Genomic DNA, 15120 nt, shown 5'->3' with positions numbered 1-15120 from the left:
GTCGGGCAAGTTCATTCGTCGGCCATGAGATGGCGGATGACCAGCGCCGGGTCGGCGATATCCAGAATCAGCCGGCGAAGAATGCGCCTGCGCATGTGCTCCTCGTCGAGACTCCAGGGCTCGCCCTTTTCGCTGAGGTAGCGCGCAAGTGCGTCCCTGTTGTCTGCACCTGCCGGCAGGTTGAGTCGGGCGCTCAGCAGTCCTGCCACGACGTCGTCGAGCTCAATGTCAAGCGGTTTTCCGTCAATGCGAAGTTCGAGTTTCATGTTGGTTCCCGGCAAAAAGCGGCGCCGCATTACGAGGACCGCGTGCGGCGCCGAACGCGTTGCGCCGGCCGCGACTGTTGGCCGGCGCGTGCACGACCCGCTGCCGGGTCAGTACTCGAGTTCCGGCGTGGCGGACTGCACCGGCTTTTCGTCCTTCGGCGCTTCGGCAACCGTTGCATCCGTCGTCAGGATCAGCCCGGCAATCGATGCGGCGTTCTGCAGGGCCGTACGCGTGACCTTGGTGGGATCGACCACGCCCGCCTCGACGAGATCGCCATACTCGCCGGTGGCCGCGTTGTAGCCGAAGTTGTCCTTGCCTTCGAGCACCTTCGCGATGACCACCGAAGGCTCATCCCCCGCGTTCGAGGCGATGACGCGCAGCGGTGCTTCGAGCGCGCGCAGCACGATATGGACACCGGCGTCCTGATCACTGTTGGCGCCCTTCAGGCTCGTCACCGCCGAACGCGCGCGCAGAAGCGCGACGCCACCACCCGGCACGATGCCTTCCTCGACCGCCGCGCGTGTGGCATGCAGCGCGTCGTCCACACGGTCCTTCTTCTCCTTCATCTCGATCTCGGTCGCCGCCCCAACCTTGATGACGGCTACACCGCCCGCGAGCTTCGCCACGCGTTCCTGCAGCTTCTCGCGATCGTAGTCGCTCGTGGCTTCCTCGATCTGCGTACGGATGGACTTCACGCGCGCTTCGATGCGCTTCTCGTCGCCCGCGCCGTCGATGATGATCGTGTCGTCCTTGCGCACCTCGACGCGCTTGGCACGGCCGAGATCCTCGAGTGTTGCCTTCTGCAGTTGCTTGCCGGTTTCTTCCGAGATGACGGTCGCGCCAGTCAGGATGGCGATGTCCTCGAGCATGGCCTTGCGCCGGTCGCCGAAACCGGGCGCCTTGACCGCCGCCACCTTCAGGATGCCTCGCATCGCGTTGACCACGAGCGTAGCCAGGGCTTCGCCGTCGACATCTTCCGCAATGATCAGCAGGGGCTTGCCTGCCTTGGAGGTCGCCTCGAGGACCGGCAGCAGATCCCGGATGTTCGATATCTTTTTGTCGTGCAACAGGATCAGCGCGTCGTCCAGATACGCGGCCTGCTTTTCCGGATCGTTGATGAAGTAAGGGCTGACGTAGCCGCGGTCGAACTGCATCCCTTCGACCACGTCCAGCTCATTCTCGAGCGACTTGCCATCCTCGACCGTGATGACACCTTCCTTGCCGACCTTCTCCATGGCGTCAGCGATTATCTTGCCGATCGTCTCGTCGGAGTTCGCCGAGATCGAACCCACCTGCGCGATCTCCCTGTTCGTGGAAATCGGCTTTGACAGCTTGCGCAGCTCGTCGAGCACGGCGGCCACGGCCTTGTCGATGCCGCGCTTGAGGTCCATCGGATTGATGCCGGCGGCAACGTGCTTCATGCCTTCCTGCACGATTGCCTGCGCGAGCACGGTGGCCGTGGTGGTACCGTCGCCGGCCACATCGGCGGTCTTCGATGCGACCTGCTTGACGATCTGCGCGCCCATGTTTTCGAAGCGGTCCTTCAGCTCGATTTCCTTCGCGACCGACACGCCATCCTTCGTGATGGTGGGTGCGCCGAAGCTGCGCTCGATCAGCACATTGCGGCCTTTCGGCCCCAGCGTGACCTTCACGGCATCGGCGAGGACGTTCACGCCTTTGACGATACGGGCGCGGGCGCTGTCGTGAAATCGGACGTCTTTTGCACTCATGTTGTTGCTCCGGATAGTAGTCGTTGACTCGACGCGTCGCGAACGACCAGTCGGGTGTTCGCGACCGGCTCAGGATTTCAGGCGGCCTTGCGGGAGGCGCCGATGTCGGCCTCGAGGACGCCCATGACGTCTTCCTCGCGCATGACGAGTAGCTCCTCGCCATTGACCTTGACGGTCTGGCCTGCGTATTTGCCGAAGAGAACCTGGTCACCGACTTTCAACTGGAGCGCGCGCAGCGTTCCATCCTGCAGCAGCCGGCCGCTGCCGACTGCGACGACTTCGCCTTGTTCTGGTTTTTCTGCCGCTGAATCGGGTATCACGATGCCCGAAGCCGTCGTCCGCTGCATTTCGATTCGCTTGACGATAACCCGGTCGTAGAGGGGACGAATCTGCATTTCCATCTCCTGAGCGATTAAAGGATCACCAATAAGGGAATCCGGCTGCGGATACCGGGGCGCGTGGAACGCCGCGGTGCAGCCGAGCCAATGTCTGGCGGATTGCGAAATAGTGGCGCCCATCGCGCGCTTCAAGAGGGCGTGAAAATGGCTCGTTGTAACAAATTGTTTCAGCGCGGCAGCAGGATGCGATGGACCCTGCCGAGGCGATATACGGTGCGGCCGCGTCCATCCGGGCGGCGGGGCTCAGGCGGCACGGGACACGGGGGCCGGCGTCCGCCATCGGCGTCGAGGGTGTCGTCCGGCTCATCGAGCGTGCGCCACAGGCCGCCCTTGACGGGCCGGAACAGCCAGCGCACATAGCCCCTGCGCGCAGCGAGCTGCATCAGTTCGTCGCGAGCGGTCTCGTCAATGAGAAGCTGCAGGTCGCGGGCCACGTGCTCTCCGTAGTCGCCGAACGCCTGACGGCACGCGAGCGCCTCGGCAGCGCTGGCGCCGATCACGTTGCAGCCGCGCCGCTCGACGCGCTCGACCTCCCACGCGCCGGATTGCCACGCGGCATCAAGCAGCATGGCATCCACGGTCTCGAAGCTGCGCCACGGCGCATCGATCTGGATGGCCGAGCCCGGAACCGGTCGTGGCGGGATCTCGACGCCGGGCAGGATGAGCGGTGTCGCGCGCCGGAATCCGTGCCAGTGGAGTATCGCAAAGAGCGGCGTATTCACCTGTGCGGCCGCCGTGACCGTGACGGCAAAGAGCGGCATGCGCACGCTCTCGATCTGTTCCTGAAGCCTGTCAAAAAGGTCCATGAAGCCTCCCGGATGACATGTTGCAGGGCCACTTGAAATTTCCATTGCTTGCGCTATTTTATGCATCGCTCAGGCAGTCGCGATCAGCGCTGCGTGTTCGAATTGTTTGTCCAAGGGGATCCCCCCAGGCAGCGGACTGGAGCGCGTGGTCCGGTCTTTCGCGGTAACGTCCTCGCGCATTTTCAGTGACCCGCGCCCGCGGTGCGATGCCGAATGCCGTGCGCCCCCGGTCGAACTGCAATCCCGCATTGCCGGGCTTGCTTCGGGCGCAACGCTAAGTAGGAGGTGTCATATGCAAACGGACAACGTCATGGAGTATCACGGCTGCGAGGTCCGGCCTGTGGTAACCGCCACCGAAGAGGGCCGCTACGCAGCAGCGGCCGTCGTCACCGACCGGGCCGGAGAAACACGCACGCTCGGCGTCGATGGGGACTTCGCCAACGCCCAGGAGGCACGCGATGAAGCGCTGGAGCTTGCCGTCGCATGGATCCAGCAACGCTCCGTCGTTTCGGAGCGGTATGTCCGGCGGATCTAGCGCGCCGATCGAAAGCCGAGAGCCGGGCGCGAGGTGTGCGCCTGCGGAATTGATGGGCGATTCGCTCACGGTCGGCGGCAGCGAATGAAAGCGACGAGCAAGGGTATGGTCGATGCTGGACAGATAACGCACATTATCGGTCCAGCATCGATTTTGATCTAAACTGGAGGTCATGAAAACGCGCGACGCCCTCTCCACCGACGAGACCGAACTTGGCTTTCCCGACGAGGCCGAACTTGCGGCATTGCGCAGTTGGTACGCCGGCCTGGACGCGAGAGCAGCCGTCGCCCGCTATCTGGGCGATCGTCGGGCAGTCGGAGCGTCGTCGCGAGGCGTGCTCGGCCGGATTCGCCGGCAGCTCATCGCGTACGCGCAAGTCCGCCGCCGCCCAGACCTGGCGGCCGCGTTTGTCGCTCGACCGGCGAGCGCGGCCGCCGACAGTGTGGTTCGCGCGATCGAGACGCTTCGCAACTTGCCCGAGCCAGCGCCGCTGATCACCGACGCAGTCGAGGTGTGGCTGCCGCAGCGCATAGCCGAAGCGCTGCTCGCGCACGGCATTCGGACACTCGCGGACCTGACCGTGCGGATTCCGCGGCGACGTCGCTGGTGGTCGGCAATCGCCGGACTCGGCGTCGCCGGCGCGCGCCGCATCGAGGCGTTCTTCGCCGCGCATCCGGCACTGACCGAACGAGCGCGCGCATTGATCGTGGTGGTGCCGTCCGGCAGCATCGTGCCGTGGGAACAGTTGCGCGTGCCGCACGAGGTCGACGGGTCGCGCGGCCAGTTCCGCGCCCCGGAAAGCGCCTGCCTGCTGAAGGCTTCGAACGACTATGAGGCGGTTCAGTCCTGGTTGAGCCTGCACGAATCGGCCGCCACACGGCGTGCTTACCGAAAAGAGGCCGAACGCCTGATCCTGTGGGCGATCGTCGAGCGCAGTTGTGCACTATCGTCGCTCACCACCGACGACGCGATCGCCTACCGGAGTTTCCTGCGGCGGCCAACGCCGCGCGAGCGCTGGATTGGTCCATCACGGCCACGGCACCACGTCGAATGGCGGCCGTTCACTGGTCCGCTGTCCGCCCGCTCGGCAGCGTATGCCCTGAACGTCTTGTCGGCGCTGTTTCGATGGCTCGTCGAGCAGCGCTACGTGCTCGCGAATCCGTTTGCCGGGGTCAAGATCAAGAGCCACGTGCAGCGTGCGGGACTGGACGTGTCCCGCGGCTTTACCGAAGGTGAGTGGCTGCTGATCCGCACGCTTGCCGATGGCCTCGAATGGTCGTACGGCTGGAGCGCGCCGGCCGCCCAACGCTTGCGGTTCGTGCTGGATTTCGGCTACGCGACCGGCTTGCGCGCGAGCGAGCTGGTCAGTGCGACGCTCGGCGACATCCGCCGCGACGAGCACGGCGATCACTGGCTGCACGTGCTCGGCAAGGGCGGCAAGCTCGGCAAGGTGGCGTTGCCGTCGCTCGCTCGAACCGCGCTGGATCGGTATCTCGTGCAGCGCGGACTGCCGGTCACGCCGGCGCGCTGGAACCCGGCGACGCCGCTCGTCGTGAGTCTCGACGAGGATGGCGCGGGTATCGAAAGCACGCGACTGTGGCGCGTGCTGCGCCGGTTCTTCGTGCTGTCGGCTGACGCGATCCAGGAAGAACGGCCGGCAACCGCTGAGAAGCTGCGGCGCGCGAGCCCGCACTGGATGCGGCACACCCACGCGTCGCACGCGCTCGCGCGCGGCGCCGCGCTGATCATGGTGCGCGACAACCTGCGCCACGCGTCGATCTCGACGACTTCGACCTATCTGCATAGCGACGAGGTGCAGCGAGCTCGGCAGTTCGATCAGGCGTTTGGCTCACGGGATTTCAAGCAGTAGGTCGCCGATCAATGCATTTGGGACATAAGCGCAAGAGATTTCATAACCTCAAGGCTTACGACAGGAAATTGCGCTTACCTTGTTCATACCTCTATCGCGGCCCCTTCCGGCGGTGCGCGGCTTCACGGCAAGGACCACTGGCCGGCGATGGCCGATCCGCGGTGGGCCGGCCCGATCCACGAGAGGACGAGGCACCGCCCAACTATCCCGAGCGCGGTGACGGCCCGCACTGATCCCACCAATCCAGCAGCACTGCCGCAAACGCCGGACTATCCTCGAGTTCCGGCGAATGCCCCGCATGCTCGAAGAACGCATGCCAGACGGCGTGCGGCACCTGGCGTGCAATCGACAGCTTGTCGCTGTGCCGATGCGTGCGGTCGGCGGTGCCCCATGTGACGAGCGTCGGCTGCCGGACCGAGACCGCCGGCGGTGCGCGGTCGTAGAAATGCTGCCAGAGCGAGCCGAAGCAGCAGAACGCGCCCTGCTCGAACGCGGTCTCCAGCAAAGGTGTGAATTCACGATAACGGTCTTTCGCCATCGCCTGCCGGAACCACGCGATCCCGATTTTCCGTGCGCCGAACGCGCAAGCCAACTGCCCGACGAGCGGCGTCGCCAGCAGGTTGCGGGCGTCGACGTGGCGCGCCCAACGGACCTGATCGCTCCACGCGGGGCTTTGCCACAGCATCAGTTTTGCGATCCGCTCGGGCTCTCGCGCGGCGATCTGCAACGCGATGTGCGCCCACACGCACGAGAATGCGAGCAGATAGGGCCCCTCGTCCAGCTCGATCAGCATCTGCTCGATCGCCGAGCGGTAAGCGTCGAACGAGAACTTGAAACCGCGCTTCGGCACCGAGAAGCCGAACCCGGGCGGCTCGAAACATACGACGCGCGCGGACGGCGCGAGCAACGAAACCAATCGGTCGTAGTGTTCGATCACGCTTGGCGGATCGCATACCAGCACGATCGTCGGCCGCTCGCCGGACCGCTCGCCCGCGACGCGCACGCGAATGCTCGCATCGGGCAGCTCGCAGAAGCGCACGCCGGGCGTCGATTGCGCAGCCCGGTCGCGCTTGAGCCGCGCCGCGCGCATGCCGAGCCGCAGCGGGTCGAGCCAGGTCATGTCGATTTCGGCACGCCGTTCGCGAGCGGCCGCATGCGGCGCGTCCTTCAGATCGGGGGCGCTCATCGCGATCTACTTCGTCGGCCAGAGGATCATCTGCGTGCAGCGGAACGTGGCGAGCAGCTTGTCCGTTTCGCGATGCCGGACGGTCGCGTCCCAGACCTGGGTCATGCGGCCGCTATGGAGCGCGCGCGCCTCGCAGACGATCACGCCGGCGCGGGCCGACCCCATGAAATTGCTCTTCAGCTCGAGCGTGCTGAAGCTGGACGCGCCTTCCGGCAAGCTCGCGAGACACCCGTAGCCGCATGCGGTATCGGCGATGCTGACGATCGTGCCCGCATGGAGGATGCCGTGCGCGAGCACGGCTTCGCGAATCGTCAGCTCGGCGAGCACGTGGTTTTTCTCGACCCGGTTGACGACGATGCCGAGCAGGCCCGGCAGATGGTCGGCGCCGAATCGGTTGAAGTAGTCCGCGTCCAGTTTTTCTTGCATGCTGCGTTCCTCGTCAGTTGTTCCGGATGTCGTTCGGCGCGTCGAGCTGCGCGCGCCACTGCGTGATCACCGGCAGCGTGTCGCTGAGAAACAGTTCGCGACAGGCGTGCCGCTGGACCTTTCCGCTGGTCGTCTTCGGTATCGCCGACGGCGACGTGAAGACGATGTTGTGCACCGCGATGCCGTGGTGCAGATTGACGGCATGACGCAGCCTGCCGAACAGCGCGTCGGGCGCATGAGCGCTTGCATGATCGCCGTCGCTGAACGCCTTCAGGTAGCGCGCCCGCAGCTCGCGCACGACGATCACCTGCGGCGTGGCGTCGGCCTCGAGCGCGAACACCGCGCATCCGCCGGGGCGAAACAGTTCGGCGTCGAGCGGCTCGATCGTCTCCTCGACGTCGTGCGGGTAATGATTGGCGCCGCGAATCAGCATCATGTCCTTCAGGCGTCCCGTGACGAAAACTTCGGACCCCGACCGATAACCGTAGTCGCCGGTGCGCAGGAAGCGCCCGTCGTAGCCGGGCAGCTCGGCTTCGAAGGTCTGCTCGCTCAGCGCGCGATTGTTCCAGTAGCCGAGCGCGACGCTCGGCCCTTGCGCCCAGATTTCGCCGACCTGGCCGTCGCCGCACGGCACGCGGGTGTCGGGGTCGACGATCAGCGTCAGGCTGTCGCCGGCTGCGTCGCCGCATCCGATCGTCGTGCCCGCGAGCTGCGCGTCGGGTTCACGCGCTGGCTGCGCATCACCCGGCGCGACCGGGATGACGGGGGGCTGCGATTTCAGGCCGCCCGTCATGAACAGCGTATGCTCCGCCAGGCCGTAGCATGGATAGAACGCCCGCGCATCGAAGCCGCAGCGCGCGAAGCGCTGCGCGAACGCGTGCAGCGTTCCGCGCCGGATCGGTTCGGCGCCGACGAACGCGAGGTCCCACGAGCCGAGATCGAGCTTGTCCAGATCGGCATCCGCGATGCGCATCGTCGCGAGCATCTGATACGCGAAGTTCGGACCGCCGCTCGTCGTCGCGCGCCGCTCGCCGATCATGCGCAGCCAGCGCAGCGGATGCTTGAGGAAATCGACGTGCGACATCAGCGTTACCGGAAAGCCGACGTAAAGCGGCTGAAGGATGCCGCCGATCAGGCCCATGTCGTGATACGGCGGCAGCCAGATCACGCCCCGGCTGTCGGCGTCGTGCTCGAAGCGGCTCGCGATCAGCGCGGAGTTGTGCAGCAGGTTCCGATGGCTGATCATCACGCCCTTCGGCACGCCGGTCGAGCCGGACGTGTATTGCAGGTAGACAGGCGTTCCGTGATTCACCCGGCGCGGGACGTAGCGTTCGGCGACGTCGCCCAGCGTGTCGACCGTGACCCAACGCAGGCTGCCGAGTGTGGACGAACCGGCTTCGATGCGACTGGCGTCGTTGCGCACGGCCGTGGTCGACAGGATCGCGGCCGGTGCGCAATTCTCGACGATGCCGATCAGCCGCCGCAACGTGCGTTCCGCCTGCGCAGGCTCGACCGGATAGGCGGGCACCGCGACGACGCCCGCATACATGCAGCCGAACAGCGCGACGATGTAGTCAATTCCGGGCGGAAACAGCAGCAGCACGCGATCCCCGGGGCGGGCGACCTGTTCCAGTGCCGCCGCGACGACGCCCGCGCGCCTGTCCAGATCGGCGCAATCGAGATGCTGCTCCGCGCGCTCGCCGCCCGTCACGAACGTGTAGACCCGCAGGTCGGGCTGATGCGCGGCGCGGTATCGCGTCAATTCGACGAAATCCGCAAACGTGTCGGCGGACGTCGAGCGGTCGGCATGCGTCATGGCGCCGGCTCCGTGGTGGGTTCTGGCGTGAGCGTTTCGGCTGATGCACCGGCGGGCGCGCCGCCGTCGAACAGTGCATTGGCGTTTTCCCACAGCACCTTGTGAAGCACGCCCTCGGGCAGGTAGCGCTTGAGCTGCTCGATTTCGAAATCCCATTCATACGGGATCAGCGGAAAGTCGCTGCCGTACAGAAAGCGTCCCGGACGATCGCAAATCTGCGGCACCAGCTGTTCCAGCGCGGGCTTCCACGAGGTCGGCAGATGCGGATGCGCGCCGCGCGGAAAGCGCGCCTCCTGCAACGGCCGGACATCGGGCACGATCTCGCCGGTCGCGACGCGATGGCCGCCTATCGCCATCGCGGTATCGAAATGCAGGTTGGGAAATTCGTCGAGCAGGTCGACGTATTCCTGAACTTCGTCGTAGCCGATGTGCGGAACGATGACCTTCAGATGCGGCGTATGCCGCATCGCGCGCCGGAAGCGCCCGACATTGCAGAGGCGGCGGATGTCGTCCAGCTGCGCATTGTTTTTCGCGACGGCGCCCGAATGCAGGTTCAGCACTTTGCCCCGGTCGGCGACCGCTTCGAAAATGGGCGCGAGCGCATCGTCGTCCGGCGCCATCTTCAGCAAATGGCAGTGAATCTTGAGGCCGGCGAAGTTCAATTCGTCCAGCACGCGGACGGTTTCGCGCGCGCAATCGCGGTCGAGCGGATGCACGGTGCCGAACGGCACCAGGAACGCCGGATGGCGCGACGCCAGTTGCGCGACGAAGTCATTGAGGAACGGCGCGATGCCCGGCTGCCCCGCATAGCAGATGCCCGCGGCGCGTGCGACGCCGCGCGCCTTCAGGAATGCGATCGATTCGTCGGCGAGCAGTTCATGGCGAATCTTCCATGCGTCGCGCGCGTAGTTCTTCCAGACGAGCTTCGACACGACGTCGGGCAGCACGTGCACGCGCGCATCGAAGATTTTTGATGTCGTCATCGCGAGGTCCGGTTGATGGCTGTCGCAGGGGAACGCGAGTCATGCATCGCGGCGACGCGGGTCCGCCAGCCGCTGGCGGATCGCGTCCGGATCGGGGTGCTGAACGTCCCACACCAGCCCTAGCTTTTCGAGCAGCGCGATCAGCGATCCGGTCACGTCGATCTGCCATCGCCGGAAGCGCGTGCTCGCGTACTGCGGAAAGGCGTGATGGTTGTTGTGCCAGCCGGCCCCGAGCGTCAGGATCGCGAGCCACCACGCGTTGCGGCTCTGGTCGCGGCCGGGAAACGGCCGGCGGCCGCCGAGCGAGTGGCCGACGGAATTGACCGCCCAGATCGCGTTCGTCGCGAGGAAGATCCGCACGCTGCCGCCCCACAGGAGGCCCAGCAGCGCGCCCCGCCACGACAGGGCAAGCAGCCAGCCGATCGCGGCCGGCAGCAGCAGGCCCAGCAGCAGCCAGAAGTCGTACGCGAGATGAATGCGCAACAGCGTCGGATCGCGGTACATGTCGTTCGCGTATCGATTCCAGCCGTTGGGGCGCGCGGACGACGGGTCGAACAGCCAGCCGACGTGGCCGTGCAGGATGCCTTTCGCGCGGCCGACGAAGCCGTGTCCGCCCAACTGCGGCGTATGCGGATCGCCGGGGCCGTCGGCGTTCGCATGATGCAGCCGGTGAATCGCCACCCACCACATCAGCGGCCCCATGTAGGCGAGCGAGCCGAGGATCGCGAGCGCGACCTTCATCGACGGCGCGGCCTTGAACGTGCGATGCGCGAAGTAGCGATGCAGCGCAAGCTCCATGCCGAGGATGTTGAGCACGTAGAAGATCACGAGCATCGCGATGTCCTGCGCGTGCGGCGCCAGGCCGAATCCGCCCCACAGCGCAAGTGCGGCAACGGTGCCGACCGCCGGTATCGACGCGACGCCCAGATGGCGCGCCGACGACGCGCGGGACAGATGCCCGGCCGCGTGTTCGCCGGGCATGGGCGAGCCCGCCGAACCGGCCGGCGATGCCGCGCGGTCCGGCGCCTGCGCACGGTCGGCGCCGTCGGCGGCCGCGTCCTTCATACGGCGGCCGCCCGAGGCGAGATCGCATGGATCCGGGTCGGCTCGATGCGCCGGAACGTGATCCGGTACAGCACGAACGCGCCGAGATCGAACGAATAGCTCATCGTCCGGTACAGCCGTTCGTAGCGCTCGACCACGTCGAGCGGCGCGAGTTCGAGCGCCTCGCGACGATGCGCGCGCAGGTTCTCGAACCACGCGCGCATCGTCTTCACGTAGTCGTGGCGATCGTTGCGCACGAGCTCCACTTCGAACAGCATTTCGGAGGCCCGGACGATATCCGCGAGGTACGGCAGATCCGATTCCGGAAAGACTTCGCGCGCGATGAAGAGATCGGTGTGCCGCGCGTCGCGCGGGACGTCGCCGTACCCCATCGTCTGCAGCGACATCCGGCCGCCCGGCTTCAGGAACGCATGGCATTTCCTGAAGAAATGGCGATACGCTTCGACCTTGTCTTCGTCGATCTTCGCGAAGTGCTCGAACGCGCCGAGCGAGATGATGCCGTCGAACGGCTGCTCGGGCGCGTAGTCCTGCCAGTTCCGCAGCATCACGTCGATGCCCGGGTGCCGATATCGCTCGCCGATGTATTTCAACTGCTCGTTCGACAGCGTGAGCCCCACCGCCTCCTGCACGCCGGCGACCGTGACGAGCCGGTCGAGCAGCGCGCCCCAGCCGCAGCCGATGTCGAGCACGCGCGCCGCGCCGCGCGCCCGGATCTGCGCGATGTGGTAGTCGAGCTTGCGGATCTGCGCCTGTTCGTGCGTATCGCCCGGCTCGTACATCGCGCACGAGTAGTTGCGGCCGCTTTCCTGCGCGAGCGCGAGGAACGCGTTGCCGATGTCGTAGTGATACTGGATCGCGTCGGCGGATGCGCCGTACGGCACCTCGCGCACCGGTGCGCCGGCATCCTGGATCTGGACGGTCATCGTTCGGTCTCCCTATCGCCCGGCCCGCAGATCGGCCAGCGCCCGCGCGAGCGCGTCGATCGTCGGATATTGATAGGGCAGGCTCGGAGACAGCTCGAAGCCGACGTAATCCTCGAGATCGCCGACCATCTTCATCGCGTCGGCCGAATCGAGGCCGTAGTCGATGAACTGCTTGTCCACGTCGATCGATCCTCTGCCGGTGCGTAGTCTGGCTGCCAGATAGCCGGTCATCCGGTCGAGGATGTCCTCGTGGCCTTTCGTGTCGTGTTCCACTGCGTTCGAGGTGGCGCTCTTCATTCGCTCGGCTCCCGTCGAGAGTTGGTCATGGTGCGATGCGCTTCTTTTCGATCAGTTCCGCGCTGGGGCGCTGCACGTCGTAGACGAGGTGCAGGCGTTCCAGCACGCGCACGAACAGCCCGCCCGGATCGACCTGCCACCAATGTAGCCCGGTGAAGGCGGACGCGGGAAACGCGTGATGGTTGTTGTGCCAGCCCTGCCCGAACGTCGGGATCGCGAGCAACAGGCTGTTGCGGCTGCGGTCATACGCGGTGGTATGGAAATCGCGCCGGCCGATCACGTGACACAGCGAGTTCAGCGCCCAGATGCAATGGCTGACCGCGAAGATCCGCACCATGTCGCCCCACAGGAAGCCGAGCAGCACGCCCATCCACGAACGCGACGCGAGCCCGCAGATCAGCGGCGGCAGTGCGAGCCCGATCCAGACCCAGCGGTAGTACGCCATGTGCTGCTTGAACACGAGCGGGTCCTGATAGAGGTCGGGCACGTATTTTTCCCATCCCGCCGGCCGCGTCGACTCGCCGACGAACAGCCATCCCATGTGACTGTGATACAGGCCCTTGAGCCGGCCGCCGGCGCCCTCGCCCGACAAGTGCGGCGAATGGGGATCGCCGTCGCCGTCGCTCGTCGAATGATGGCGCCGATGCGTCGACGCCCACCAGTTGACGGGCCCGTGCGCGCCCATCGAGCCGAGCGCGATCAGCGCGACCCGCACCCACGGCTTCGCCTTGAACGCCTTGTGCGTCACGTGGCGATGAAAGCCGACTTCGAGCCCCAATGCGGTGGCGAAATAGAAGACTGCGAACACGATCAGTTCGACGGCGCCCGGCACGTAGCCGCCGACCCATAACGCGATCGCCGCGACCGTGCCCAACGCCGGCAGCAGTGTGACGACGGCGGCGATGCGGCGATCGAGACGAACGGTCGAACGGGTCGAGATCCTCGTCGGGCGAGCCGGGCCATGCGAACCGGAAGAAAAAGACGCGGGAATCGCGCTTCTGGTCGCACCCTCGGGCTGGCTCGCACCTTCGCTCGAACACGGAGGCTGGCCGGGACTCATGAAGTGTCTCTCAGTAAAATTAAATTGTCCGGCACATATTCCATGGATGAAATTGGAAACTCAAAATGAATTTTCCTATCGTCAACGCCGACGCATTTGGTATCCCGAAACAAATTTTCGATATTAATTCGCGATTTGAATACGAAAATGAACAAGACCTGCCGGAAACCGATTCCAGGAATTCTTGCATTTACCGGTCAACGCTCTTTCGTTTCGTTGAACGTCCGCGCGAATGAATTCGATATCAAATTGATTTTCGGGCGATGCGGGTTATTCGGCGGGCATGAAGTTCGGTATGGATGCGCCCCTTTGCCTATACTGAAAACCATCCGACGAAAATGGGGCAGAGCATGACCATGCATGTTGCCGCCAACGAGGCATCCGGGCCGGTCGTCCAGTCGATCACCAGGGGCTATGCCAGGCTGCTGCTGATCGGCTTCGCGCTGGTGCCGCTGTATCTGATCGTCTACCTGTACTACTTCCAGGACCCTGCGCTGAAATTCGAGAATCACGCCTTTCACGAGCTGGCGATCGCCGCCGCTACGCTCGAAGGCGGGTTCGTCACCTACGTGTGCTGGCGTTGCTATCGCCTGTCGGGCGAGCCGCTGTTGCGTTGGCTCACGCTCGGCTTCCTGGGCTTTTCGCTCATCTATGCATTGCATGGCGCCTTCACCGGCATGGCGCATCACAATATCTGGCTGTTCCTGCTGTATGGGCCGGCCTCCCGCCTGGCGATGTCGATCCTGGTTCTTGTCGGGCAGCTCGCGTACAGCCGTGCAGCCGACAGCGAGGCAACCCGCACCGATCGCCGCGTCTGGGCGGCGTGGATCGCGCTGTTCGTGCTGGTCGACGTCGCGGTTGCCGGCATCGCCTACTCGCCGGTGGCCGGCCGCCCGTGGGTGCGCCTTTCGATGGAAGGCGGCGCGCTCGCGCTCTTCGCCGTGAACGTCGCCGCGCTCGTGCTGCGCCGCATCCATTCGCCGCTGATGACGATCTACGGGATTTCGGTGACGTCATTCGCGCTGTCGTCGCTCGCCTTCATCCTCGGACGGCCGTGGAATCACATGTGGTGGCTGGCGCACGCGATTTTCGCGGCCGGGTTCTTCCTGCTCAGCTTCGGTGTCGTGCAGGCGTTTCACACGACGCGTTCATTCTCGAAAATCTACAGCCAGGAAGAGCTGTTTGCGCGCTTGAGAGAAGCCATGTCGCGGACGGAGCGAGCGCTGCAGGAGTTGCAGCGGACCAACGAGAAGCTCGAGCATATGGCCGCGACGGACCCGCTGACGGGCGCGGCCAACCGGCGGCATTTCCTCGACCGCGTGGAAACCGAAATCGCGCTGGCGAAACGCAATGGCGCGCCGTTCTCGGTGCTGTCGCTCGATCTCGACCATTTCAAGTCGATCAACGACAGCTACGGGCATCAGGCCGGCGACGAGGTGTTGCAGCGCTTCGTCAAGAAATGCCTCGATGCGATCCGGCCATACGACGGCGTCGCGCGGGTCGGCGGAGAGGAGTTCATGGTGCTGCTGCCGCAAGCCGGGCTGGATACTGCCCGGTCGATCGGCGAGCGTATCCGCGCGGCGATCGCCGGCACGCCGTTCGAGGCGGGCATCGGCAAGCCGATCGAGGTCACCGTGAGCGTCGGCGTCTCCGAGTTCGGCCGTGACGGGGAGACGGTCGACGCGATTCTGCGCAAGGTGGACGAACGCCTGTACCGCGCGAAGGACCAAGGCCGCAACCGGGTCGTTGCGGCTTAGG

At 65.4% G+C, this 15120-nt stretch carries 16 protein-coding genes; 4 read left to right on the top strand and 12 right to left on the bottom strand.

Translation table 11 applies throughout. The features are described from left to right. Nucleotides 1–11: 11 nt before the first annotated feature. The 4 genes from KY49_RS15670 to KY49_RS15655 form a co-directional block, all read right to left on the bottom strand. Entirely contained in the window at nt 12–266 is a 255-nt protein-coding gene (locus KY49_RS15670) for a hypothetical protein (RefSeq protein WP_042585541.1), read from the bottom strand. Between the two features lie 108 nt (nt 267–374). Next, nucleotides 375–1997, bottom strand: a complete 1623-nt coding sequence (gene groL / locus KY49_RS15665; RefSeq protein ID WP_042585540.1) for a chaperonin GroEL — start codon at nt 1995–1997, stop codon at nt 375–377. A 77-nt stretch (nt 1998–2074) separates the two neighbouring features. Further along, on the bottom strand, nt 2075–2392 hold the full coding sequence (locus KY49_RS15660) for a co-chaperone GroES (protein WP_010092706.1): 318 nt from the start codon (nt 2390–2392) through the stop codon (nt 2075–2077). A 170-nt stretch (nt 2393–2562) separates the two neighbouring features. Continuing rightward, nucleotides 2563–3201: a hypothetical protein gene (locus KY49_RS15655; protein ID WP_042585539.1), complete on the bottom strand. Its 639-nt coding sequence runs from the start codon at nt 3199–3201 to the stop codon at nt 2563–2565. A gap of 292 nt (nt 3202–3493) precedes the next feature. Between KY49_RS15655 and KY49_RS15650 the strand changes: the two genes are divergently transcribed. Together KY49_RS15650 and KY49_RS15645 are read left to right on the top strand one after the other, a co-directional pair. Continuing rightward, the gene (locus KY49_RS15650) at nt 3494–3736 is read left to right on the top strand and encodes a hypothetical protein (protein WP_042585538.1); all 243 of its coding nucleotides are present in this window, start codon (nt 3494–3496) and stop codon (nt 3734–3736) included. Nucleotides 3737–3908: 172 nt separating this feature from the next. Beyond that, a complete protein-coding gene (locus KY49_RS15645; RefSeq protein WP_042585537.1) occupies nt 3909–5606 on the top strand; it encodes a site-specific integrase in 1698 nt (565 codons plus the stop codon). Between the two features lie 202 nt (nt 5607–5808). On the opposite strand, the gene KY49_RS15640 is transcribed toward KY49_RS15645, so the two are convergent. Genes KY49_RS15640 through KY49_RS15605 form a run of 8 tightly spaced genes read right to left on the bottom strand, consistent with a single transcriptional unit; the run spans nt 5809 to nt 13362 of the window. Next, nucleotides 5809–6792 carry an alpha/beta fold hydrolase gene (locus KY49_RS15640; RefSeq protein ID WP_042585536.1) on the bottom strand — a complete coding sequence of 328 codons (984 nt, stop codon included), beginning with the start codon at nt 6790–6792 and terminating at the stop codon, nt 5809–5811. A gap of 6 nt (nt 6793–6798) precedes the next feature. Continuing rightward, entirely contained in the window at nt 6799–7218 is a 420-nt protein-coding gene (locus KY49_RS15635; RefSeq protein WP_042585535.1) for a PaaI family thioesterase, read from the bottom strand. 13 nt (nt 7219–7231) lie between these two features. Continuing rightward, complete coding sequence (locus tag KY49_RS15630) at nt 7232–9034, bottom strand: fatty acyl-AMP ligase (protein WP_042585534.1); 1803 nt, start codon at nt 9032–9034, stop codon at nt 7232–7234. Continuing rightward, nucleotides 9031–10017, bottom strand: a complete 987-nt coding sequence (locus tag KY49_RS15625) for an amidohydrolase family protein (RefSeq protein WP_042585533.1) — start codon at nt 10015–10017, stop codon at nt 9031–9033. Before KY49_RS15625 ends, KY49_RS15630 begins: the two co-directional genes overlap by 4 nt. Before the next feature lie 39 nt (nt 10018–10056). Then, nucleotides 10057–11082, bottom strand: a complete 1026-nt coding sequence (locus KY49_RS15620) for an acyl-CoA desaturase (protein ID WP_042585532.1) — start codon at nt 11080–11082, stop codon at nt 10057–10059. Then, complete coding sequence (locus tag KY49_RS15615) at nt 11079–12005, bottom strand: class I SAM-dependent methyltransferase (RefSeq protein ID WP_042585531.1); 927 nt, start codon at nt 12003–12005, stop codon at nt 11079–11081. The genes KY49_RS15620 and KY49_RS15615 overlap by 4 nt, the downstream gene beginning before the upstream one ends. Nucleotides 12006–12017: 12 nt before the next feature. Continuing rightward, entirely contained in the window at nt 12018–12302 is a 285-nt protein-coding gene (locus KY49_RS15610; RefSeq protein WP_042585530.1) for an acyl carrier protein, read from the bottom strand. A 25-nt stretch (nt 12303–12327) separates the two neighbouring features. Next, on the bottom strand, nt 12328–13362 hold the full coding sequence (locus tag KY49_RS15605; RefSeq protein WP_042585529.1) for an acyl-CoA desaturase: 1035 nt from the start codon (nt 13360–13362) through the stop codon (nt 12328–12330). A 65-nt stretch (nt 13363–13427) separates the two neighbouring features. Here KY49_RS15605 and KY49_RS37355 point away from each other — a divergent pair, with 65 nt between their 5' ends. After that, on the top strand, nt 13428–13598 hold the full coding sequence (locus KY49_RS37355) for a hypothetical protein (RefSeq protein ID WP_156162542.1): 171 nt from the start codon (nt 13428–13430) through the stop codon (nt 13596–13598). 114 nt (nt 13599–13712) lie between these two features. Next, nucleotides 13713–15119 carry a GGDEF domain-containing protein gene (locus KY49_RS15600; RefSeq protein ID WP_042585837.1) on the top strand — a complete coding sequence of 469 codons (1407 nt, stop codon included), beginning with the start codon at nt 13713–13715 and terminating at the stop codon, nt 15117–15119. The last annotated feature ends 1 nt before the right edge of the window (nt 15120 follow it).

It is taken from the genome of Burkholderia sp. MSHR3999 (genome assembly GCF_000833595.1).
Taxonomy (GTDB): domain Bacteria; phylum Pseudomonadota; class Gammaproteobacteria; order Burkholderiales; family Burkholderiaceae; genus Burkholderia; species Burkholderia ubonensis.
The sequence above is the reverse complement of the archived record's forward strand: the minus strand, read 5'-3'. Positions and strand labels throughout refer to the sequence as shown.